This window comes from Sphingobacterium sp. LRF_L2, assembly GCF_965644235.1.
Classification (GTDB): domain Bacteria; phylum Bacteroidota; class Bacteroidia; order Sphingobacteriales; family Sphingobacteriaceae; genus Sphingobacterium.
The window spans coordinates 270151-285610 of record NZ_CBFFRI010000001.1 but is presented as its reverse complement, the minus strand read 5'-3'; the positions used below and the strand labels follow the sequence as shown (position 1 = coordinate 285610).

The following is a 15460-nucleotide window of genomic DNA, read 5'->3' as shown; positions in this document are numbered from 1 at the left end:
GGGGCTTTCTGTTTCTTGATTTTTTTAGCTTAATGTAGCGAAATAAAGGCACCATCTGCTGGAATGAGCAACTTATCGGAACTGATATTGTATTTTTGAGCTTCCTTTTTTAGTATTTCTCTTGTCGTGCGGCAGTGGTCGATGGCATCCATATGAATGGCAATCACTTTAGCGTCGCCGCTTTCCTGAATTAAGCTCATTGTTTGCTGCTCGTCCATAATAATAGGAGTTGCGTCGAATCCAGGCATTTTTGCACCGCCGCTATTGACGATAATATAGTTGGGCTGGTATTTTTTAATATTTTGATAAATATCGTCGGTCCAGACAGCATCACCAACAATATAGATCGTTGGGTGGTTCTCTGCTTCGAGTATAAAGCCTGAAACTTTGCCCATCAGATCTAACACACGACCTGTCCCATGCTCGGCAATTGTACGTGTAATTTTGATATTCTTCCAAACAGTTGCATCTGTTAGTGTCTCTTGATTCGTGAAATTCAGTTTTTGGATTGCTTCTTCATCGGCCGGCTGATTGATAAGCTTTGTGTTCTTATCAAGATGAGCAATGCCTTCTGCATCTAGATGGTCGGGATGGGTATGCGTGATTAATACCAAATCGATGTTTTCTACAATTTCTGAAACAGGTACGGGTAAATCTACCGTAGGACTTTTGATTTCTCCACCAATAGATCCAAAGGCTCCTTTGGGCGAAAGCATAGGATCAACCAATATTTTATGACCTGCATAATTGAAGATCATCGTTGCATTTCTGATTAGTCTAAAAGTGTCTTTTTTTGTTGTCTGTGCTTGTGTGGTTATAAGTAAGGTAACCAATACGAATGTAACCCCTAATTTTCTCATATCATTGCTTGTTTAATGTGCACACAAAAGTAGCTTGCTAGCCAACAGACGATGCTACCATAGCTGTGGCTTTTGCTACCATTTTGATAACCTTAATGAATGTCTAGGATGGGAGACTACAATTGCGAATAAAGATAACGGTCATCGTGAATGAACGGAGGGTTGACGAAAAGAGTTAATGTGGTAAGATCTGAAAATCGATTCTTTACTGTTTTTTGTAGGTATATATCTCCTAAACTTTTGCGTCGATAGACGCAAGTGTGAGGGAAAAGTGGAGAAATGTATACAGGTGCATCTATCAGTTGAATAAATTATGAAAAAATAAAATCTACTAATTTGGTAGATTATTAGTTTTTTTGTCATACATTTGTCTACTACAGGTGGTTGTAATGGTATACTGATATACTGCCATTATGAAATGCCTACTAATTAAACAGATTTATTCTACATAAAATTATACAAGACCGTTATGGATAGAAGGCAAGTGAAATCTTTTTTTTACAACAACTATGTCAATCTCTACTGTTTGTCCACGCGAATGCGAATGTGTGGGTTTAATCTGTATATTTCTTAATTAAGGAAGGGGAGACTTTGTCTCCCTCTTTCAAAAATTACTAACAAAAACAAGTTTCAATTGGCGTTGGCATTTGTTGAATTTTCACTATTAACTTTTCGACTTTATGAAGAAAAATAACGTATTACGTTATGCTCTGCTATTGTTTGCCCTATCGGGAACGGCCTCTTACTCCGTTTACGGGCAAGATCAAGCAACCCCAATAATAAATGCAGCCCTGACGGGGCAAGTAATTGATGCGATAACAGGAAAGACTTTGGAGGGCGTTACCTTGCAACTGCAAGCAGTGACACATAGTGTAAAGAGCGATCGAAACGGTAATTTTCAATTTGTGACGGGGCAAAAATTGCCTTTTCAGGTTAAGGTTTCTTTTGTCGGCTACGAAACGCAGACGTTAATTATATCGAAGTCGCCAGCGACAATTGCTTTAACACCAAGTACTGAAGATCTAGACGAAGTAGTTGTAGTAGGTTATACCACTATAGCCAAAAAGAATCTTATTGGAGCGGTAGATAAAGTTTCTCAACAAGCTGTAAAGGATATTCCAACAGGAAGTTTTGATGCACAGTTACAAGGTAAGCTACCGGGGGTGCAGGTTGCTGCCAGTACAGGTGTTCCCGGTGAAGCATTGCATATACGTTTGCGCGGTGCAACTTCTATTAATGCGAATAATAACCCTCTTTATGTTATCGATGGGGTATTTCTTAATTCCCAAAGTTTACAAACAATTAATACAGGCGGTAAGGCAACTTCACCTATAGCAGACTTAAACCCCTCGGACATTGAGTATGTGGAAGTATTGAAAGATGCAGAAGCTACGGCTCTGTATGGGTCTAGAGGAGCAAATGGAGTCATCTTGATCACAACAAAAAGGGGGAAAAACTCTCAATCGGCAAAAATTGATGTGAATCTCTATTCTGGCAAAGCCAAAGCAATTAAGCTATGGGAGCTTACAACGGGTGAAGAACATGCAACCTTGGTTAATGAGTATTTTCGAAATATTGGCGGAACGGAGCCCTTTCGCGCTGTAGCGGATGGAGGACGAGGGTTGCCAGCTGAGCAAAAGACTTACGACCGTTTATCCGAGGCTTTCCGCACGGCAGGGGTATATAATGCTGATCTTTCAGTCTATGGTGGAAGTGAAAATACCGCATATTATTTAAGCGCAGGCTATAACAAGCAGGAATCTATCCTCAAACCTATTTCATTTGATCGAGCAGGTTTTCGATTTAACTTGGATCAAAAGGTGAACAATAACTTCAAGATTGGATCAAGCAATGCACTTTCTCGTACGGGTCGTAACCAAGGCCGTGCAGGCGACGGGCCGCAGGGGGGAATTTTACAGGCGGCACTCCATACACCTACTTATTTGTCACCATATAATGAGGAAGGTGTCCTGGTAGGAAGAGCGGGTTTTGATAACCTGACCTTACTGCTGGACAATTATGATGTGGGCTCGACTAGCTTGCGTTATATTGGCAATATATATGGGGAATACCAAATTACGCCTTCTTTAAAATTCCGTTCTACATTTAGCCTAGATTACAATCAGTATGATGAACATGAATACTGGAACAAGTTGCTGATTGCAGGGGCTCCCGTCGGGCTTGCTACTTCAGCAATTTCACAGTCGACAACCTGGATCAATGAACAGACCCTTACTTATAGAAAAAGAATAAACCCACAGCACACGATAGGGGCGCTGTTGGGAAATACCTTGCAAGGAAGTTATTTTACCTTAACATCGGCTGAAGGAAGAGGGTTTGCAACGAATGATTTTACATTGATAAATACAGCGGCTACAACAACGAGTTCGCAGGATTGGGATCAATACAAATTGGCTTCATTCTTCGGAAGAGTGGATTATGCATACGCTGATACCTACCTAATTGATTTTTCCTTAAGAGCAGATGGTTCCTCAAAATTTAATAGAGGGTATCAATGGGGCTATTTCCCAGCTGTAGGTGTGGCGTGGCGGCTGAGTAACGAAAGTTTCCTGAAAGAGGTGTCTTTCGTAAATGAATTGAAGATAAAAAGTAGTTATGGCCTTACCGGAAATCAAGATATTAACTCATTTGCTTCTAGACAACTTTGGTCGGGCGTAGGTACTTCCTATCAAGGGGTAGCCGGTATTGTTCCTGAGCAATTGGCAAACCAACAGTTGAGCTGGGAGTCTACTTCGCAGTTCAATATAGGCCTGGATGCGACTGTACTAAACCAGCGGATAAGCACCGCCATAAATTACTATTACAAGTATACAAAAGATGGTTTGTTGACGGAGACATTACCTGCCACGACAGGCTTTAATAACTATACAAATAATGCCGTGGAAATTAGCAACAGAGGCTTTGAATTTAGTATTTCTAGTGAGAATATCCGCAACGAGTTTTTCTCTTGGAACAGCTCTTTTAACATTGCGCGAAATATCAATAAAATTGAAAAGTTGGAAACACCGCAAAATTATGGTAGTCGTAATTTGATTCAGTTTAAGGAAGGGTCTCCAATGTATTCTTTTTGGGTGTACAATCAATTGTATGTAGATCCTGCAACCGGGGATGCTGTATATGAGGATGTGAATAATGATGGGCAGATAACGACTGACGATCGGCAGATTCTTGGTAGTATATGGCCAGACTATTTCGGCGGATTGAGTAATGATTTTACCTATAAAAATTTTGATCTAAGCACATTTTTTACTTTTTCTGTAGGGAACAAGATTTATAATCATAACCGATTTTTTGGAGAGGCAGGTGGAGCAAGGGATGCGGCGCGTGTCATCTTCAAATCTAATTTGGATCGCTGGCAGAAGGAAGGGGATATCACAGATGTACCTCGTTCGGATGGCGTGAATAATAACAACTATAAAGATGGAGGCGGACGATGGCTGGAAGATGGTTCTTACCTGCGTTTCAGAACATTGAGTTTGGGCTATAATTTCCGTCCAAAGAGCCTAGGGAAATTGTCCTTATCCAAATTACGTGTATATGTGCAAGCAACCAACTTATTCACTATTACCAAGTACACAGGCTTGGATCCTGAATCGGCAGCGAGTAGTGATGCGAATCAACAAGGAATTGATTTAGGAACGCCTCCGCAACCAAGGAGCTTTCAAGTGGGTGTTAATTTAACTTTATAAGAAAATCATGAGAAAATATCTTTATATATTCTTTATTGCTTTAAGCAGCAGTTGTTCTTCTTTCTTGGAGGTAGATCCCAAGTCGTCGATATCTGGTGAAAATATTATCAATGATGAAACTTCAGCCAATGCTGCGCTTAATGGTGTATACGCGGGGCTACGTGACTACTACAGCGTAAATTACCAATCTATTGCTTATTTATCGGGCGATAACGTGCAATGGACAGGTTCGCAATCTCTGGTGCAGGAATTTATCAACAATAGAGTGAACCCGGAAAATGCGACCCTGTCATCGACTTGGATCGATATCTATAAGACCATTAATCGGACTAATAACGTCATCAAAGCATTGAATGACTATAGCGGAGACAATATTTCTTCTACGGTAAAGGATGCTGTATTAGGGCAGGCTTATGCGATTCGCGCTTTGGCTTATTTTGACTTGGTACGTGTATGGGGTGGGGTGCCGCTTATTACGGAGCCTACAGAGGCTGTGGGCGAGAATATGGGCATTGTGCGGAGTACGGTGACCGAAACTTATGCATTGGTGATTGCAGATTTGGATCGTGCGGAGGAGCTTTTATCCGCTACGACGGATCGGTTTGTGTTTACGAAAAAGACGGTTTGGGCATTGAAAGCACGTTATTATTTGTACCAGAAGGATTGGGAACAGGCGAGAGATTATGCGAAATTGTTGATCGATGATCAAGCAAATTATGAATTGCTAAATCCCTATTATGCTTTTTTTAAAAATAATGTGACTGGAACAAAAGAGTCGGTTTTTGAATTGTTTTATAGTGCTGATGAGCCTAATTCGCACATGACGCAGTGGCAACCGCAAACAAATGGAGGAACGCGCCAATGGGCTCCTAGTGACGAGTTGATCACTATTTTAACAAACAGCACGACAGCTGGTGCGCGGAGTGAATTGATTGCAAAGGATAATCAGGATCGTTGGTATGGTAATCTGTATTACCGTACCGACGATTCTGATCCTACGTATATTATTCGTATCGCAGAGCTTTACTTTATTCGTGCGGAAGCCTATGCGGAACTGGGCGAATATGATCTCGCAATCGACGATCTCAACAAGATCAGAACAAGGGCACTGCTGAGCACGAGGGCATATTCGACAAGTAAGACGGATATTCTTCTTTGGATCGAGAATGAAAGAAGACTGGAGTTTGCTTTTGAAGCGCATCGTTGGTTTGATCTGGTGCGCACTGGAAGGGCGCAAACAGTGCTTGGCATTACAGAGTCATTTAGACTGCTATTACCAATTCCTTATAGCCAGATATTGGCGGATCCAGTTTTAACACAGAACCCAGGTTATTCCTCCTAAATTTTAGAAAAGATGACACAACAGAACCAAATACAGCTTTGGAAGAAGCTACTGCTTCGACTAAGTATTTTGTTTATTCTACTGCTTAGTATTCCATTGCAAGGAGATTTTTATCGGATATTGACGACGATTAGCTGGACGTATTTTCTGACAGATATTTTTAATCTGGTTACTTTTTTACCGCATTACTTTGGTGAATATAGTAGTTTGTATGATTGGATACTAACTTTAGGGGTCGCTTTAATCGGAGCGTTGGTTTGGCTCAGGATGGAAAAGGAAACGAATTCAAATAGAGAGGCTTCTCTTTTTTATTTCCTGCGTATTTTCGCGCGCTTTAAGCTAGCAGCTATTCTTTTTATCGCAGGATTTCTCAAAGTGTTTCCGGTTTTTGTCCCCGAATTATCGATCAGTCATCTCAACACCGGTTACGGCTATTTTGAAGATTGGAAGCATTTACTGCTGAGTTTGTCGGTAGCACCGGCTTACTTGGTCTTCCTGGGAATCGTCGAACTTATCGCTGCATTTCTCTTGTTGTTTCGCAAGACTTCTTTCTTGGCTGTTATTTTTATTATCCCATTTTATGGAAATGCATTTCTTGGAGATTTAGCGTATGAGGGACCTGCTTATTTGGTCTCGATATATATCGTTCTGTTGACTTTGCCGATTTTTTTTTACGATGCCCAGCGTCTGGGGTCTTTGATTGTCGCATTGGAGAATACCAAGCCTGCCTTTTGGGTGTTTGAGTGGCGGAAGGTGAGGGGAGGAAGATGGCGTATTGTGCTGAAACTTATTTTTTCACTGGTTTTTATTGGGCTTATTGGTGTCAAATCGTATGTTACGTATCAGCAGCCAACAATTTCGCTCCACTATCCTGAAGAACCGGGGTTGCCAGTCATTGCAGGTAAATATATTGTCGACTCTTTTGTGTTGAACGGAGATACGCTGGCGTATTCGCCTGATGATACGTTGAGGTGGAAAGATGTGGTTTTTGAACAATGGAATACGTTAAGTGTGCGTAAAGAAAATACCGTAATTAAATCAGAGAAATCGCTTGCTTTTCTTCAACGGGGAAATACGCAGCGTGATTATGAATATACGCAGGTGGGAGATCGCCTTTATTATCGTTATACGATTGATGGCGATAAGATCGTGCTAAAAAATCCAAATGAAAATTACGGCGAAGATTCTTATGTATTTCAAGTGGTTAGACCTGATAGTTTACATGTGAATCTACTTGGGACGAACCTGAAAAAGGACAGTTTAGAGGTTGCTCTACACAAAGTGGATAAGAAATATTTACTGTATGAGGTGAAGAAAGTTGGGCGTCGTAGTCTGGGCTATAAATTGTAAACACGTTTAAATTTTTTGAAAATGTCAGTAGTTAATTTATCGAAAGAAGAAAATCTGAACAGGCATTGGACGACTTTCCAACGAATAGGATTTCGCGTCAGCTTTTTGTTTTTTATTATTATCTCTATCCCCAATAACCCGTTGTGGTATAAACATGTGGCCGCAATTGATTGGCTAAATTTAGATTACCGTGATCTGTACGATATTTGCCGGTTCGGGTCTGGGGTAAATTGGTTTGGGCAAACCACTTTTGGTTATCGCCTGGAGGGGTATAGCATTTGGGTGAATACGTTTTTCTTTTCGGTTATTGCCGGGTTGTTATGGACGTTATTATTAAGGATATTGAAAAAAGATCGTACCGAATACAATAGGTTGTTCTATTGGTTAAATGTGGTTGTCCGCTATCGAGCGGGCTTAGGGATCATTGGTTTCGGATTTACCAAGCTTCTTCCCGTACAGATGCCTTATCCTTCTTTGGGAATTCTAGACACAGATTATGGGGATCTGACTGCGCAGAAGATCTTTTGGTTATCTTTTGGTATTGTACCCTGGTACCAGATTTTTGCTGGTGTGCTGGAAGTTACTGCAGGCACATTATTGTTTTTCAGGCGTACCGTAGCGATTGGATCGGCCTTGCTTGTAGGTGCACTTGGAGCTATCGTTGTAGTGAACTTTGCTTATGATGGTGGTGTGCATGTGTACAGCTCGTATTTTGTTCTATTGAGTTTATTTCTACTTGTCCCTTACTATGTGCCCTTTTATAAGTTGTTTGTGAAGGAAATTCCATCGAGGGTATCTCTATTTTTTCCGTTGTTCTCTACAGGGCTGAATTATGTAAGGTTGGGATTGAAGGCATTGATCATCTTTGTTTTCGTTGGAGTATTCTTCTACTTGCAATATTTAGATTTCCGTTATGACCCCTATAAACAGCCTTCCTCTGCGGGTGTGAAAGAGTTGCGCGGAAATTATAATGTGACAGAATTTAGATTGAATGGACAACTTAGACCTTTTAATCCGTACGATACGATACGCTGGCAGTCGGCGACTTTTGAAAATTGGTCTACATTGACTTTTCGTCTAAATAAGCCCCTGAAACTGGATTTATCAAACGGTGGGGGTGATCCTAAAAGGGATGTGAATCGTACCTTCGAAATTTCTGGTGTGGCGGGAGGACAACGGGCTTTTCATTATTATGCGGATACGGACAACCGGACCCTCTATCTGGAAGATAAATTTAAGTTGATCCCCGACCAACGGAATGTGACGGCAGGTGAGGGGGGCGATGGGGGCGTGCGGAATTACCTAAAAACTTTGGAGGAAAAATCGGAAGCACCAGCAATCTCTTTGACTGAGTGGATACCGGATTCGATTAAAACGAAGTTTAGTAATGAGGTGGACGATGTACATAATAAGGCGCGTACAACACGTCGTATTCGGGAGTTCGCTAAGTCTGATGCCTTAGCGAAGAATGAGATCCGACAACGGTTTGTCGTACGATATCAAGTGGTCGATGCTGGAAATCGAGTGGTGCTGGAGGGAATTGACGAAAATAGAGATTCGATATATGTGGTTTTGGATAGGGTAAAAAAGGATTACAAGTTGTCGCCAGGAAAGCTTGTTGCGGGACAATATGATTAAATGCGTTTTTGTTCTGGTGATTGGCTTACTGATCGGATGTCAACGCCAACCAGAAAAAAATATAAAGGATACGGCTTCACCGCCTATAGGAAATTGGTCAGATGGTCTGGATACTTATGAAGCAACATGGCCGTCAGAATTTGGAATCGGTAAAAGGGCGGATAAGAATTTTATCGCAAAGTGGGATATTGATGTGCGTCCAGATGGTAAGGGCCTTCCGAATGGAGAGGGGAAGGTGAGTCGTGGTGCATTGCTTTATCAGCGGAAATGTGCTCATTGCCATGGAGCAAATGGCTATGAAGGTCCGGAAGATAAATTGGTTACGGATTCAACAGGGCAAAATACTATTGGCAATTACTGGCCTTATGCAACGACGGTATTTGACTATGTGCGCCGAGCCATGCCTTTCGATGCTCCGGGCTCGCTGAGTGATGAAGAGGTGTATGATATAACAGCTTATTTGCTTTATCTGAATGGTATTACAAAAGCAGATGATCCGATTAATGAAAAGACCCTGCCGGAGGTAGAAATGCCTGCAAAGAAAAGATATGTGTTGGATGATAGACGAGGTGGTAATGAAATTAGATAAATTGAAATGGCACTGGAAAAAGAGTATATAGACAGGATCACGAAGTATGTACGTTGGTTAATAGCAGTCGTGGTTGTTTTTTTAGTATCTGGTATTGGACTTGTGGTTTACCAATATCGAGCGAACCAGGTGATAGAGCCTTCTTTCGATTCGAAAATTGTGGTGGATCCCAGCAAAGTACAGGGGGCATCTGCATCAAAAGAAGGTTATCGTTCTAAGTTTGAGGATACCAAAAAAATTAACACCTATGCAACGGCTTCCCGAACGCCGCTAGAGGAGTTGCAAGGTAGTATCACGCCTTCGGATTTGCATTTTGAACGACACCATGCCGGTATTCCGGAAATTGACCCGGAACAGCATGAGTTACTTATTCATGGCTTATTGGATAAGCCCATACGCCTTAAACTTTCGGATCTTAAAAAATATCCTTCGGTATCTCGTATTTGCTTTATCGAATGTTCGGGCAATTTTAGATACGGCAAGCGCGAGATGACCCCGGGGGAGGTCTGTGGACTGACCAGCCAAAGTGAATGGACGGGAGTGTTGCTCTCTACCGTGCTAAGGGATTTGGGCGTGAAGGCGGATGCAAAGTGGCTATTGGCTGAAGGTGCTGATGGGGCTTTGATGGCAAGAAGTGTGCCTTTACAAGAGGCGCTAACGGAAGCAATTATTGCGTACGGTCAAAATGGGGAGGCTATCCGTCCTCAACAGGGCTATCCCATGCGTTTGGTTATTCCTGGATTCGAAGGGAATACTCAAATTAAATGGTTGCGCAGAATTGAACTGACTGACGAACCAGTTATGACTCGCGAGGAAACGTCAAAGTACACCGAGAAAATCAAAGATGGAAAGATTCGGATGTTTAGCTTGGTGATGGACGCACGATCGATCATTACTTTTCCTTCTTATCCTAAAAAAATTGAGAAAGGTTGGCAGGAGCTACGTGGAATTGCATGGAGTGGAAGAGGTAAAGTCAAACGCGTGCTGGTGAGCGTTGATAATGGACAGACTTGGCAGGATGCACATTTACAAGGCCCGGTTTTAGAAAAGGCGCATACAGCTTTTCGATTCATGTGGAACTGGGATGGGAAACCCACAAGAGTTTTGAGCAAGGCTATTGATGAGACAGGTTATGAGCAGCCGACTTATAACCAGCTGGTGGAGGCCAGAGGCGAAAAAGGAGGGTATCACTTTAATCCAGTAGTGGGATGGGATATTGAGAAGAGTGGAGAAACTTTTTTAGCCGATGTAAAGGATATTTAATACAGATTATTTTGTTAAAAATAATAACGGTTTTGTTGGTTTATTTATAATAGGCAATATGCATGCTAAGGTCGTATTAGCTGGGGGAACGGGACAATTGGGAAGGTTGCTCGCAACAGCCTTCTTGTCCAACGGTTACGAAGTATTTGTGTTGACCAGGAACCGCAGGCTGGTCGGAAAGTCTGCAGAAGTAATTTTTGTGTATTGGGATGGAAAGACATTAGGGGATTGGATTTTTATTTTGGAAGGCACAGATACGTTAATTAATCTGAGTGGCAAAAGTATTCAGTGCAGTTTTACGGACAGAAACAAAGAAATCTTGAAGACTTCACGAATATTACCAACGCGTATTTTGGGAGAAGCGATTGGAAAACTAAAGGTGCCACCACGCCTTTGGATTAATTTTTCAGGTGTTTCTCTCTTTGGTGGTTTACAGGGGGTACACGATGAACATAGTATTGAACTTGGCATAGATTTTCTAGCCGTTTTAACTCAGCAATGGGAGGACTCTTTTTTTGGATGCAACACTAAAAAGACCAAGAAGGTAGCATTGCGGATTAGTCCTGTTTTATCGAGAGATAAGGGCTTTTTCGCGCAACTTTATCCCTTGGTTCGCTATGGACTGGGTGGGCAACTGGGGAATGGTAGGCAGATGGTATCGTGGATACATGAGCTCGATTTGTCGCGTTTGGTGCTTTGGATTATCCAGCAGCAGAATCCTTCTTGTTTGTATCACGCTTGTAGCCCCTTTCCGGTATTGAATAAAGAATTTATGGACACTTTTCGCAAATGTATGGGCGTGCCTATAGCGATCTCACTGCCTGATTGGGGGCTAAAGCTTGGGGCATCTGTAAAAAGGGTGGATCCAGGACTGTTGCTACAGACAATTCCTGTGACAACTTCATTAACATTGAAAGAGGGGTTCCAATTTTCCTATCCTCACATTCGTGAGGCTATCAATCAATTGCTTGTTGAAAAGGAACCAATATAATGAATGTTAGGATTTGCTGCCATGCCGTTGGGATTACATCCAGGTTGTCCTTCTGGGATATCGAGTTGAAGTTTGGCATAGAAGGATATCCAAAACTCGTCAAAGCTATTGGTTTCTGGATTTTTGAAGGTCATGGGCTCTAAGTTAAATAGCTGTGCCGATTGAAAAGCACGTTGTACGTAGTCAGAGCAGTAGTAAGAACTGTCGTTCAGTATATAACTCCAATTGTAAGGTTTTCCCAACATGGTTTTGGCTTGAGCAAGGGCTTTCGGAATAGCATATTGAAAATCGGTATTGACTCGATAGATGGCATATGCTTGTTTTTTATCCTTGTTTCGTTGGATTAAGCTATCTAGCGGCTCACGAGCAGAACCCTTGGCTGTACTGGCGTGTAAAATACAAGGCTTGCCATCGGCCAGCTCGATCAGACCAATATGATCGAATGATATAGCACTGCTACGTTGCGTGACCCTATTAATTGCACCTGAAAGATTGTCTACTTGTGCTCCAACGAAGATTAGATCTCCGGAATACAATGTTATTCCTTGGTAAGATAGGCTGTCCTGTGCTTGCAGACTTAAAATCTGAAAAAATAAGGCAAGGATAATGATGGTCTTTTTCATGTTTTAAGAATGGAGTCCGATTATAGGTTTTCATTTTTCGCCAGCCAAGCTTTCATGCCGCCGGAGAAGTTCTTCACGTTTTCAAATCCATTTTTGGCTAATATCGATTGTGCTATTGTGGCGCGATCACCAGACTGACAGTAAATCACTATCTGCTTTTTTTGATCAATCTTATGCAGGTTTTCTGGTAGGGTACCGACGAAAACATGATCGGCTCCTTCTATATGATTTGCACGGTACTCGTTCTCGCTTCGAACATCTACAATTTGGACATTTTCTTTGCCTATATAGCTTTCGAATTCTTGAAGGGTGATAATGTCTGCGCTCTCTAAAGTTATGTTTAAGTCGTCTATGGAACTGATATACCCGAGGATGTTATCAAGGCCAATACGCATAAGTTTGCGCGTAAGATCTTCCATGTGCTCTTCGCTTGCGACGAGAATAAAGGGAGATTCATAATTCATAACCCATCCCATCCAAGTTGAAAAGGAGTTATTGCCCTGTATGTTCAAGCTTCCCGGTAGATGTGCTTTTGCGAAGGTTGTCTTGTGTCGGGTATCGATTATGGTTACACCATCGTGATACGCTGTTTGCAAATCCGATTTAGAAAGTTTTTTTGGTTTAGGAACCTCGATAAGGAGTGGCCTATCTACTTTGTTCAGGTGTTTCATCATTGCAAAATAGGTCGGTGGTTCGGGTTGTCCCTCCAAAAGATTATCTACAAAGCCTTCTTCGTCCTTTGGATATTGGAATGCCCAGTTTCTAATTTTTTCGTAGCCTACTGTGCTACTTGGAACAGCGCCTAACGACTTTCCGCAGGCAGAACCTGCTCCATGTCCAGGCCATACCTGTACGAAATCTGGTAATGCAGCAAACTGTTTTATGGAAGCGTACATTTGACGGGCACCTTGTTCTTGTGTACCCGCGATGCCTGCTGCTTTCTCCAATAGATCAGGTCGTCCGATATCACCGACAAAAACGAAATCGCCCGTGAAGATCATCACAGGTTGTGTACTTGCAGGATTGTCTGTCAATAAAAAACTAATAGACTCAGGAGTGTGGCCTCCTGTATGAAGGATTTCAAACGTAAGATTGCCTACTTGTATTTTATCGCCGTGGTGGAGACCTTCGTGGGGGAATTGATATTGCCAGTCCTTGCCGCCTTCATCCGAAAGGTAAAGTTGGGCTCCGGTGAGGGAAGCAAGTTCACGCGATCCAGATAGGAAATCCGCGTGAATATGTGTTTCGGTAATATGTGTAATATGAAGGTTATTTTGTTTAGCAATAGTCAAATAGGTATCTACGTCGCGCTTGGGATCTATTACCATCGCAACACCTTGCGCTTGACATCCAATAACGTAGCTTGCCTGTGATAGGCTTTTATCGTATACGTGCTCAAAAAACATAAATGTTATTCTATGGCAACAAATTTACCGTATTTTTTTCACGTGATGGACTAATGTGGCAATTTATCTTTGAGTAGTCCATACAGCCAAGTACCCAATAACGCGCCTAAAATAACGATTAATATGGGGAGATATCCTGCTCCAAGAAGAACGAAAAGCGGCCCAGGACAAGCGCCTGCTAATGCCCAACCCAATCCGAACAGTATACCGCCGACTAGGTATCTCGTAATCGATTTGGATTTATCTTGAAGATGAATGTCTTCTCCTGTAATATCTTTCAGGCGACTACGCTTGATCCACTGCATGATGATGATGCCTAGTCCTAATGCCGAACCGATAATACCATACATATGAAACGATTGGAAGTTGAACATCTCATAAATCCTGAACCAGGAGGCGGCTTCTGATTTGTACATGACAATGCCAAAGCATGTTCCTAAAAATATATATATCAAATTTTTCATTGCTCCAGTTGTTAAATTATCCGAAAATAAAGGGAAAGAGGAGATGGATCATGATCAATCCTCCGATGAAGAATCCTGCTGTAGCCAGCATCGAGGGGATCTGCAAGTTACTGATACCAGAGATGGCATGGCCAGAGGTGCATCCGCCAGCATATCGTGTTCCAAAACCAATCAATAAGCCTGCAATAAGCAAAATGATGATGTTTTTCGGTTGGGAAAGTGCCTGTTCGCTATACAGCTCTGTTGGCATGTACTGTGTTCCTGCACTCTCAAATCCTGACTGTTGCAGCTGCTTTACAGTTTCGGCTTGGAGCGCCGGAACTTGATGGTCCGAAAGGTAATGTGACGCAATAAAGCCTCCGAAGACAGAACCGACGAGAAAGAGCAGATTCCAACGTTGCTTGCGCCAGTCAAACCGAAAAAATGAAGCGGTCTTTCCTGCACCGCAAAGGGTACAAAGGGTACGTAAATTGGAAGAAAAACCAAAAGATTTGCCCATATATAGCAGCAAAAACATAATCAAGGCAATCAAGGGGCCGGCAACGTACCAAGGCCAGGGAGCTGTTATCCAATGCATAATAAATCTTCTTATTGGATACAAATATCTGAAACTTAAGCTTGAATTTTGCTTGCTTATGGGAGAAGAAATCGTAAATTTCCGATATCGGGACCGGAACAGTGGATATGCCCATTTAATAATGAACAAAGAACATGATGATATATCAAAACACGATACGTATTGCCTCAAAAGAAAGAGGCTTCCACCTGATCACAAAACAGGTAATGGATGCTATACCTGAAATAGGGGCTATTTCAATAGGTGTATGCCAGGTATTCATTCAGCATACCTCAGCTTCTCTCACCATCAATGAAAATGCTGATCCGACAGTGCGTCTTGATTTTGAAACTTTTTTTAATAAGAATGTGCGTGAAAATGATCCAGATTATCTCCACGATTACGAAGGATCGGATGATATGCCTGCACATATTAAAAGTTCGCTCTTAGGAGCATCGGTAATGATTCCGATTACGGATGGTCGTTTGAATCTGGGGCCTTGGCAGGGGATTTATTTATGCGAACACCGGAACTATGGCGGTCCCAGAAATCTAGTTATTACTGTTTGGGGAAATTAATGTAAGAAGGACGTGTATCCTTGTCTTTAAGGAGGAATTTTTCTAAGTTTGTAGAAGCCTGTGTGTTTTACAGGTGTCAGTTAACCAAAC

At 42.0% G+C, this 15460-nt stretch carries 13 protein-coding genes; 8 read left to right on the top strand and 5 right to left on the bottom strand.

From position 1 onward, the window contains the following. Positions 1-29: 29 nt before the first annotated feature. Complete coding sequence (locus ACSZOX_RS01185) at positions 30-860, bottom strand: MBL fold metallo-hydrolase (RefSeq protein WP_437917911.1); 831 nt, start codon at positions 858-860, stop codon at positions 30-32. Between the two features lie 680 nt (positions 861-1540). On the opposite strand from ACSZOX_RS01185, the gene ACSZOX_RS01180 reads away from it, so the two are divergent. From ACSZOX_RS01180 to ACSZOX_RS01150, 7 genes are read left to right on the top strand one after another with little or no spacing between them, the layout of a single operon-like run. Continuing rightward, positions 1541-4570, top strand: coding sequence for a SusC/RagA family TonB-linked outer membrane protein (locus ACSZOX_RS01180; protein ID WP_437917910.1), 3030 nt, complete (start codon positions 1541-1543; stop codon positions 4568-4570). A gap of 7 nt (positions 4571-4577) precedes the next feature. Further along, entirely contained in the window at positions 4578-5912 is a 1335-nt protein-coding gene (locus ACSZOX_RS01175) for a RagB/SusD family nutrient uptake outer membrane protein (RefSeq protein WP_437917909.1), read from the top strand. A 12-nt stretch (positions 5913-5924) separates the two neighbouring features. Further along, positions 5925-7262 carry a hypothetical protein gene (locus ACSZOX_RS01170; protein ID WP_437917908.1) on the top strand — a complete coding sequence of 446 codons (1338 nt, stop codon included), beginning with the start codon at positions 5925-5927 and terminating at the stop codon, positions 7260-7262. Positions 7263-7283: 21 nt separating this feature from the next. Beyond that, positions 7284-8900 carry a hypothetical protein gene (locus ACSZOX_RS01165; protein ID WP_437917907.1) on the top strand — a complete coding sequence of 539 codons (1617 nt, stop codon included), beginning with the start codon at positions 7284-7286 and terminating at the stop codon, positions 8898-8900. Further along, positions 8893-9489, top strand: a complete 597-nt coding sequence (locus ACSZOX_RS01160; protein WP_437917906.1) for a c-type cytochrome — start codon at positions 8893-8895, stop codon at positions 9487-9489. Before ACSZOX_RS01165 ends, ACSZOX_RS01160 begins: the two co-directional genes overlap by 8 nt. A gap of 6 nt (positions 9490-9495) precedes the next feature. Beyond that, positions 9496-10752 (top strand): sulfite dehydrogenase, encoded by a 1257-nt coding sequence (soxC, locus tag ACSZOX_RS01155; protein ID WP_437917905.1) that lies wholly within the window; start codon positions 9496-9498, stop codon positions 10750-10752. Between the two features lie 58 nt (positions 10753-10810). Next, positions 10811-11743: an epimerase gene (locus tag ACSZOX_RS01150; RefSeq protein WP_437917904.1), complete on the top strand. Its 933-nt coding sequence runs from the start codon at positions 10811-10813 to the stop codon at positions 11741-11743. Here ACSZOX_RS01150 and ACSZOX_RS01145 read toward each other — a convergent pair. Genes ACSZOX_RS01145 through ACSZOX_RS01130 form a run of 4 tightly spaced genes read right to left on the bottom strand, consistent with a single transcriptional unit; the run spans position 11713 to position 14813 of the window. Continuing rightward, on the bottom strand, positions 11713-12366 hold the full coding sequence (locus ACSZOX_RS01145; protein WP_437917903.1) for a YiiX/YebB-like N1pC/P60 family cysteine hydrolase: 654 nt from the start codon (positions 12364-12366) through the stop codon (positions 11713-11715). The genes ACSZOX_RS01150 and ACSZOX_RS01145 overlap by 31 nt on opposite strands. A 20-nt stretch (positions 12367-12386) precedes the next feature. Continuing rightward, positions 12387-13772: an MBL fold metallo-hydrolase gene (locus ACSZOX_RS01140; protein WP_437917902.1), complete on the bottom strand. Its 1386-nt coding sequence runs from the start codon at positions 13770-13772 to the stop codon at positions 12387-12389. Between the two features lie 50 nt (positions 13773-13822). Continuing rightward, on the bottom strand, positions 13823-14236 hold the full coding sequence (locus ACSZOX_RS01135; protein WP_437917901.1) for a YeeE/YedE family protein: 414 nt from the start codon (positions 14234-14236) through the stop codon (positions 13823-13825). Between the two features lie 16 nt (positions 14237-14252). Continuing rightward, positions 14253-14813, bottom strand: a complete 561-nt coding sequence (locus ACSZOX_RS01130; RefSeq protein WP_437917900.1) for a YeeE/YedE family protein — start codon at positions 14811-14813, stop codon at positions 14253-14255. Positions 14814-14947: 134 nt separating this feature from the next. On the opposite strand from ACSZOX_RS01130, the gene ACSZOX_RS01125 reads away from it, so the two are divergent. Next, positions 14948-15370, top strand: a complete 423-nt coding sequence (locus ACSZOX_RS01125) for a secondary thiamine-phosphate synthase enzyme YjbQ (RefSeq protein ID WP_437917899.1) — start codon at positions 14948-14950, stop codon at positions 15368-15370. Positions 15371-15460: the final 90 nt, after the last annotated feature.

Bases quoted from the DNA above. Each gene is read 5' to 3' on its own strand.
- ACSZOX_RS01185 (WP_437917911.1), bottom strand. From the start codon at position 860: ATGAGAAAATTAGGGGTTACATTCGTATTGGTTACCTTACTTATAACC.
- ACSZOX_RS01180 (WP_437917910.1), top strand. From the start codon at position 1,541: ATGAAGAAAAATAACGTATTACGTTATGCTCTGCTATTGTTTGCCCTA.
- ACSZOX_RS01175 (WP_437917909.1), top strand. From the start codon at position 4,578: ATGAGAAAATATCTTTATATATTCTTTATTGCTTTAAGCAGCAGTTGT.
- ACSZOX_RS01170 (WP_437917908.1), top strand. From the start codon at position 5,925: ATGACACAACAGAACCAAATACAGCTTTGGAAGAAGCTACTGCTTCGA.
- ACSZOX_RS01165 (WP_437917907.1), top strand. From the start codon at position 7,284: ATGTCAGTAGTTAATTTATCGAAAGAAGAAAATCTGAACAGGCATTGG.
- ACSZOX_RS01160 (WP_437917906.1), top strand. From the start codon at position 8,893: ATGATTAAATGCGTTTTTGTTCTGGTGATTGGCTTACTGATCGGATGT.
- soxC (WP_437917905.1), top strand. From the start codon at position 9,496: ATGGCACTGGAAAAAGAGTATATAGACAGGATCACGAAGTATGTACGT.
- ACSZOX_RS01150 (WP_437917904.1), top strand. From the start codon at position 10,811: ATGCATGCTAAGGTCGTATTAGCTGGGGGAACGGGACAATTGGGAAGG.
- ACSZOX_RS01145 (WP_437917903.1), bottom strand. From the start codon at position 12,366: ATGAAAAAGACCATCATTATCCTTGCCTTATTTTTTCAGATTTTAAGT.
- ACSZOX_RS01140 (WP_437917902.1), bottom strand. From the start codon at position 13,772: ATGTTTTTTGAGCACGTATACGATAAAAGCCTATCACAGGCAAGCTAC.
- ACSZOX_RS01135 (WP_437917901.1), bottom strand. From the start codon at position 14,236: ATGAAAAATTTGATATATATATTTTTAGGAACATGCTTTGGCATTGTC.
- ACSZOX_RS01130 (WP_437917900.1), bottom strand. From the start codon at position 14,813: ATGCATTGGATAACAGCTCCCTGGCCTTGGTACGTTGCCGGCCCCTTG.
- ACSZOX_RS01125 (WP_437917899.1), top strand. From the start codon at position 14,948: ATGATGATATATCAAAACACGATACGTATTGCCTCAAAAGAAAGAGGC.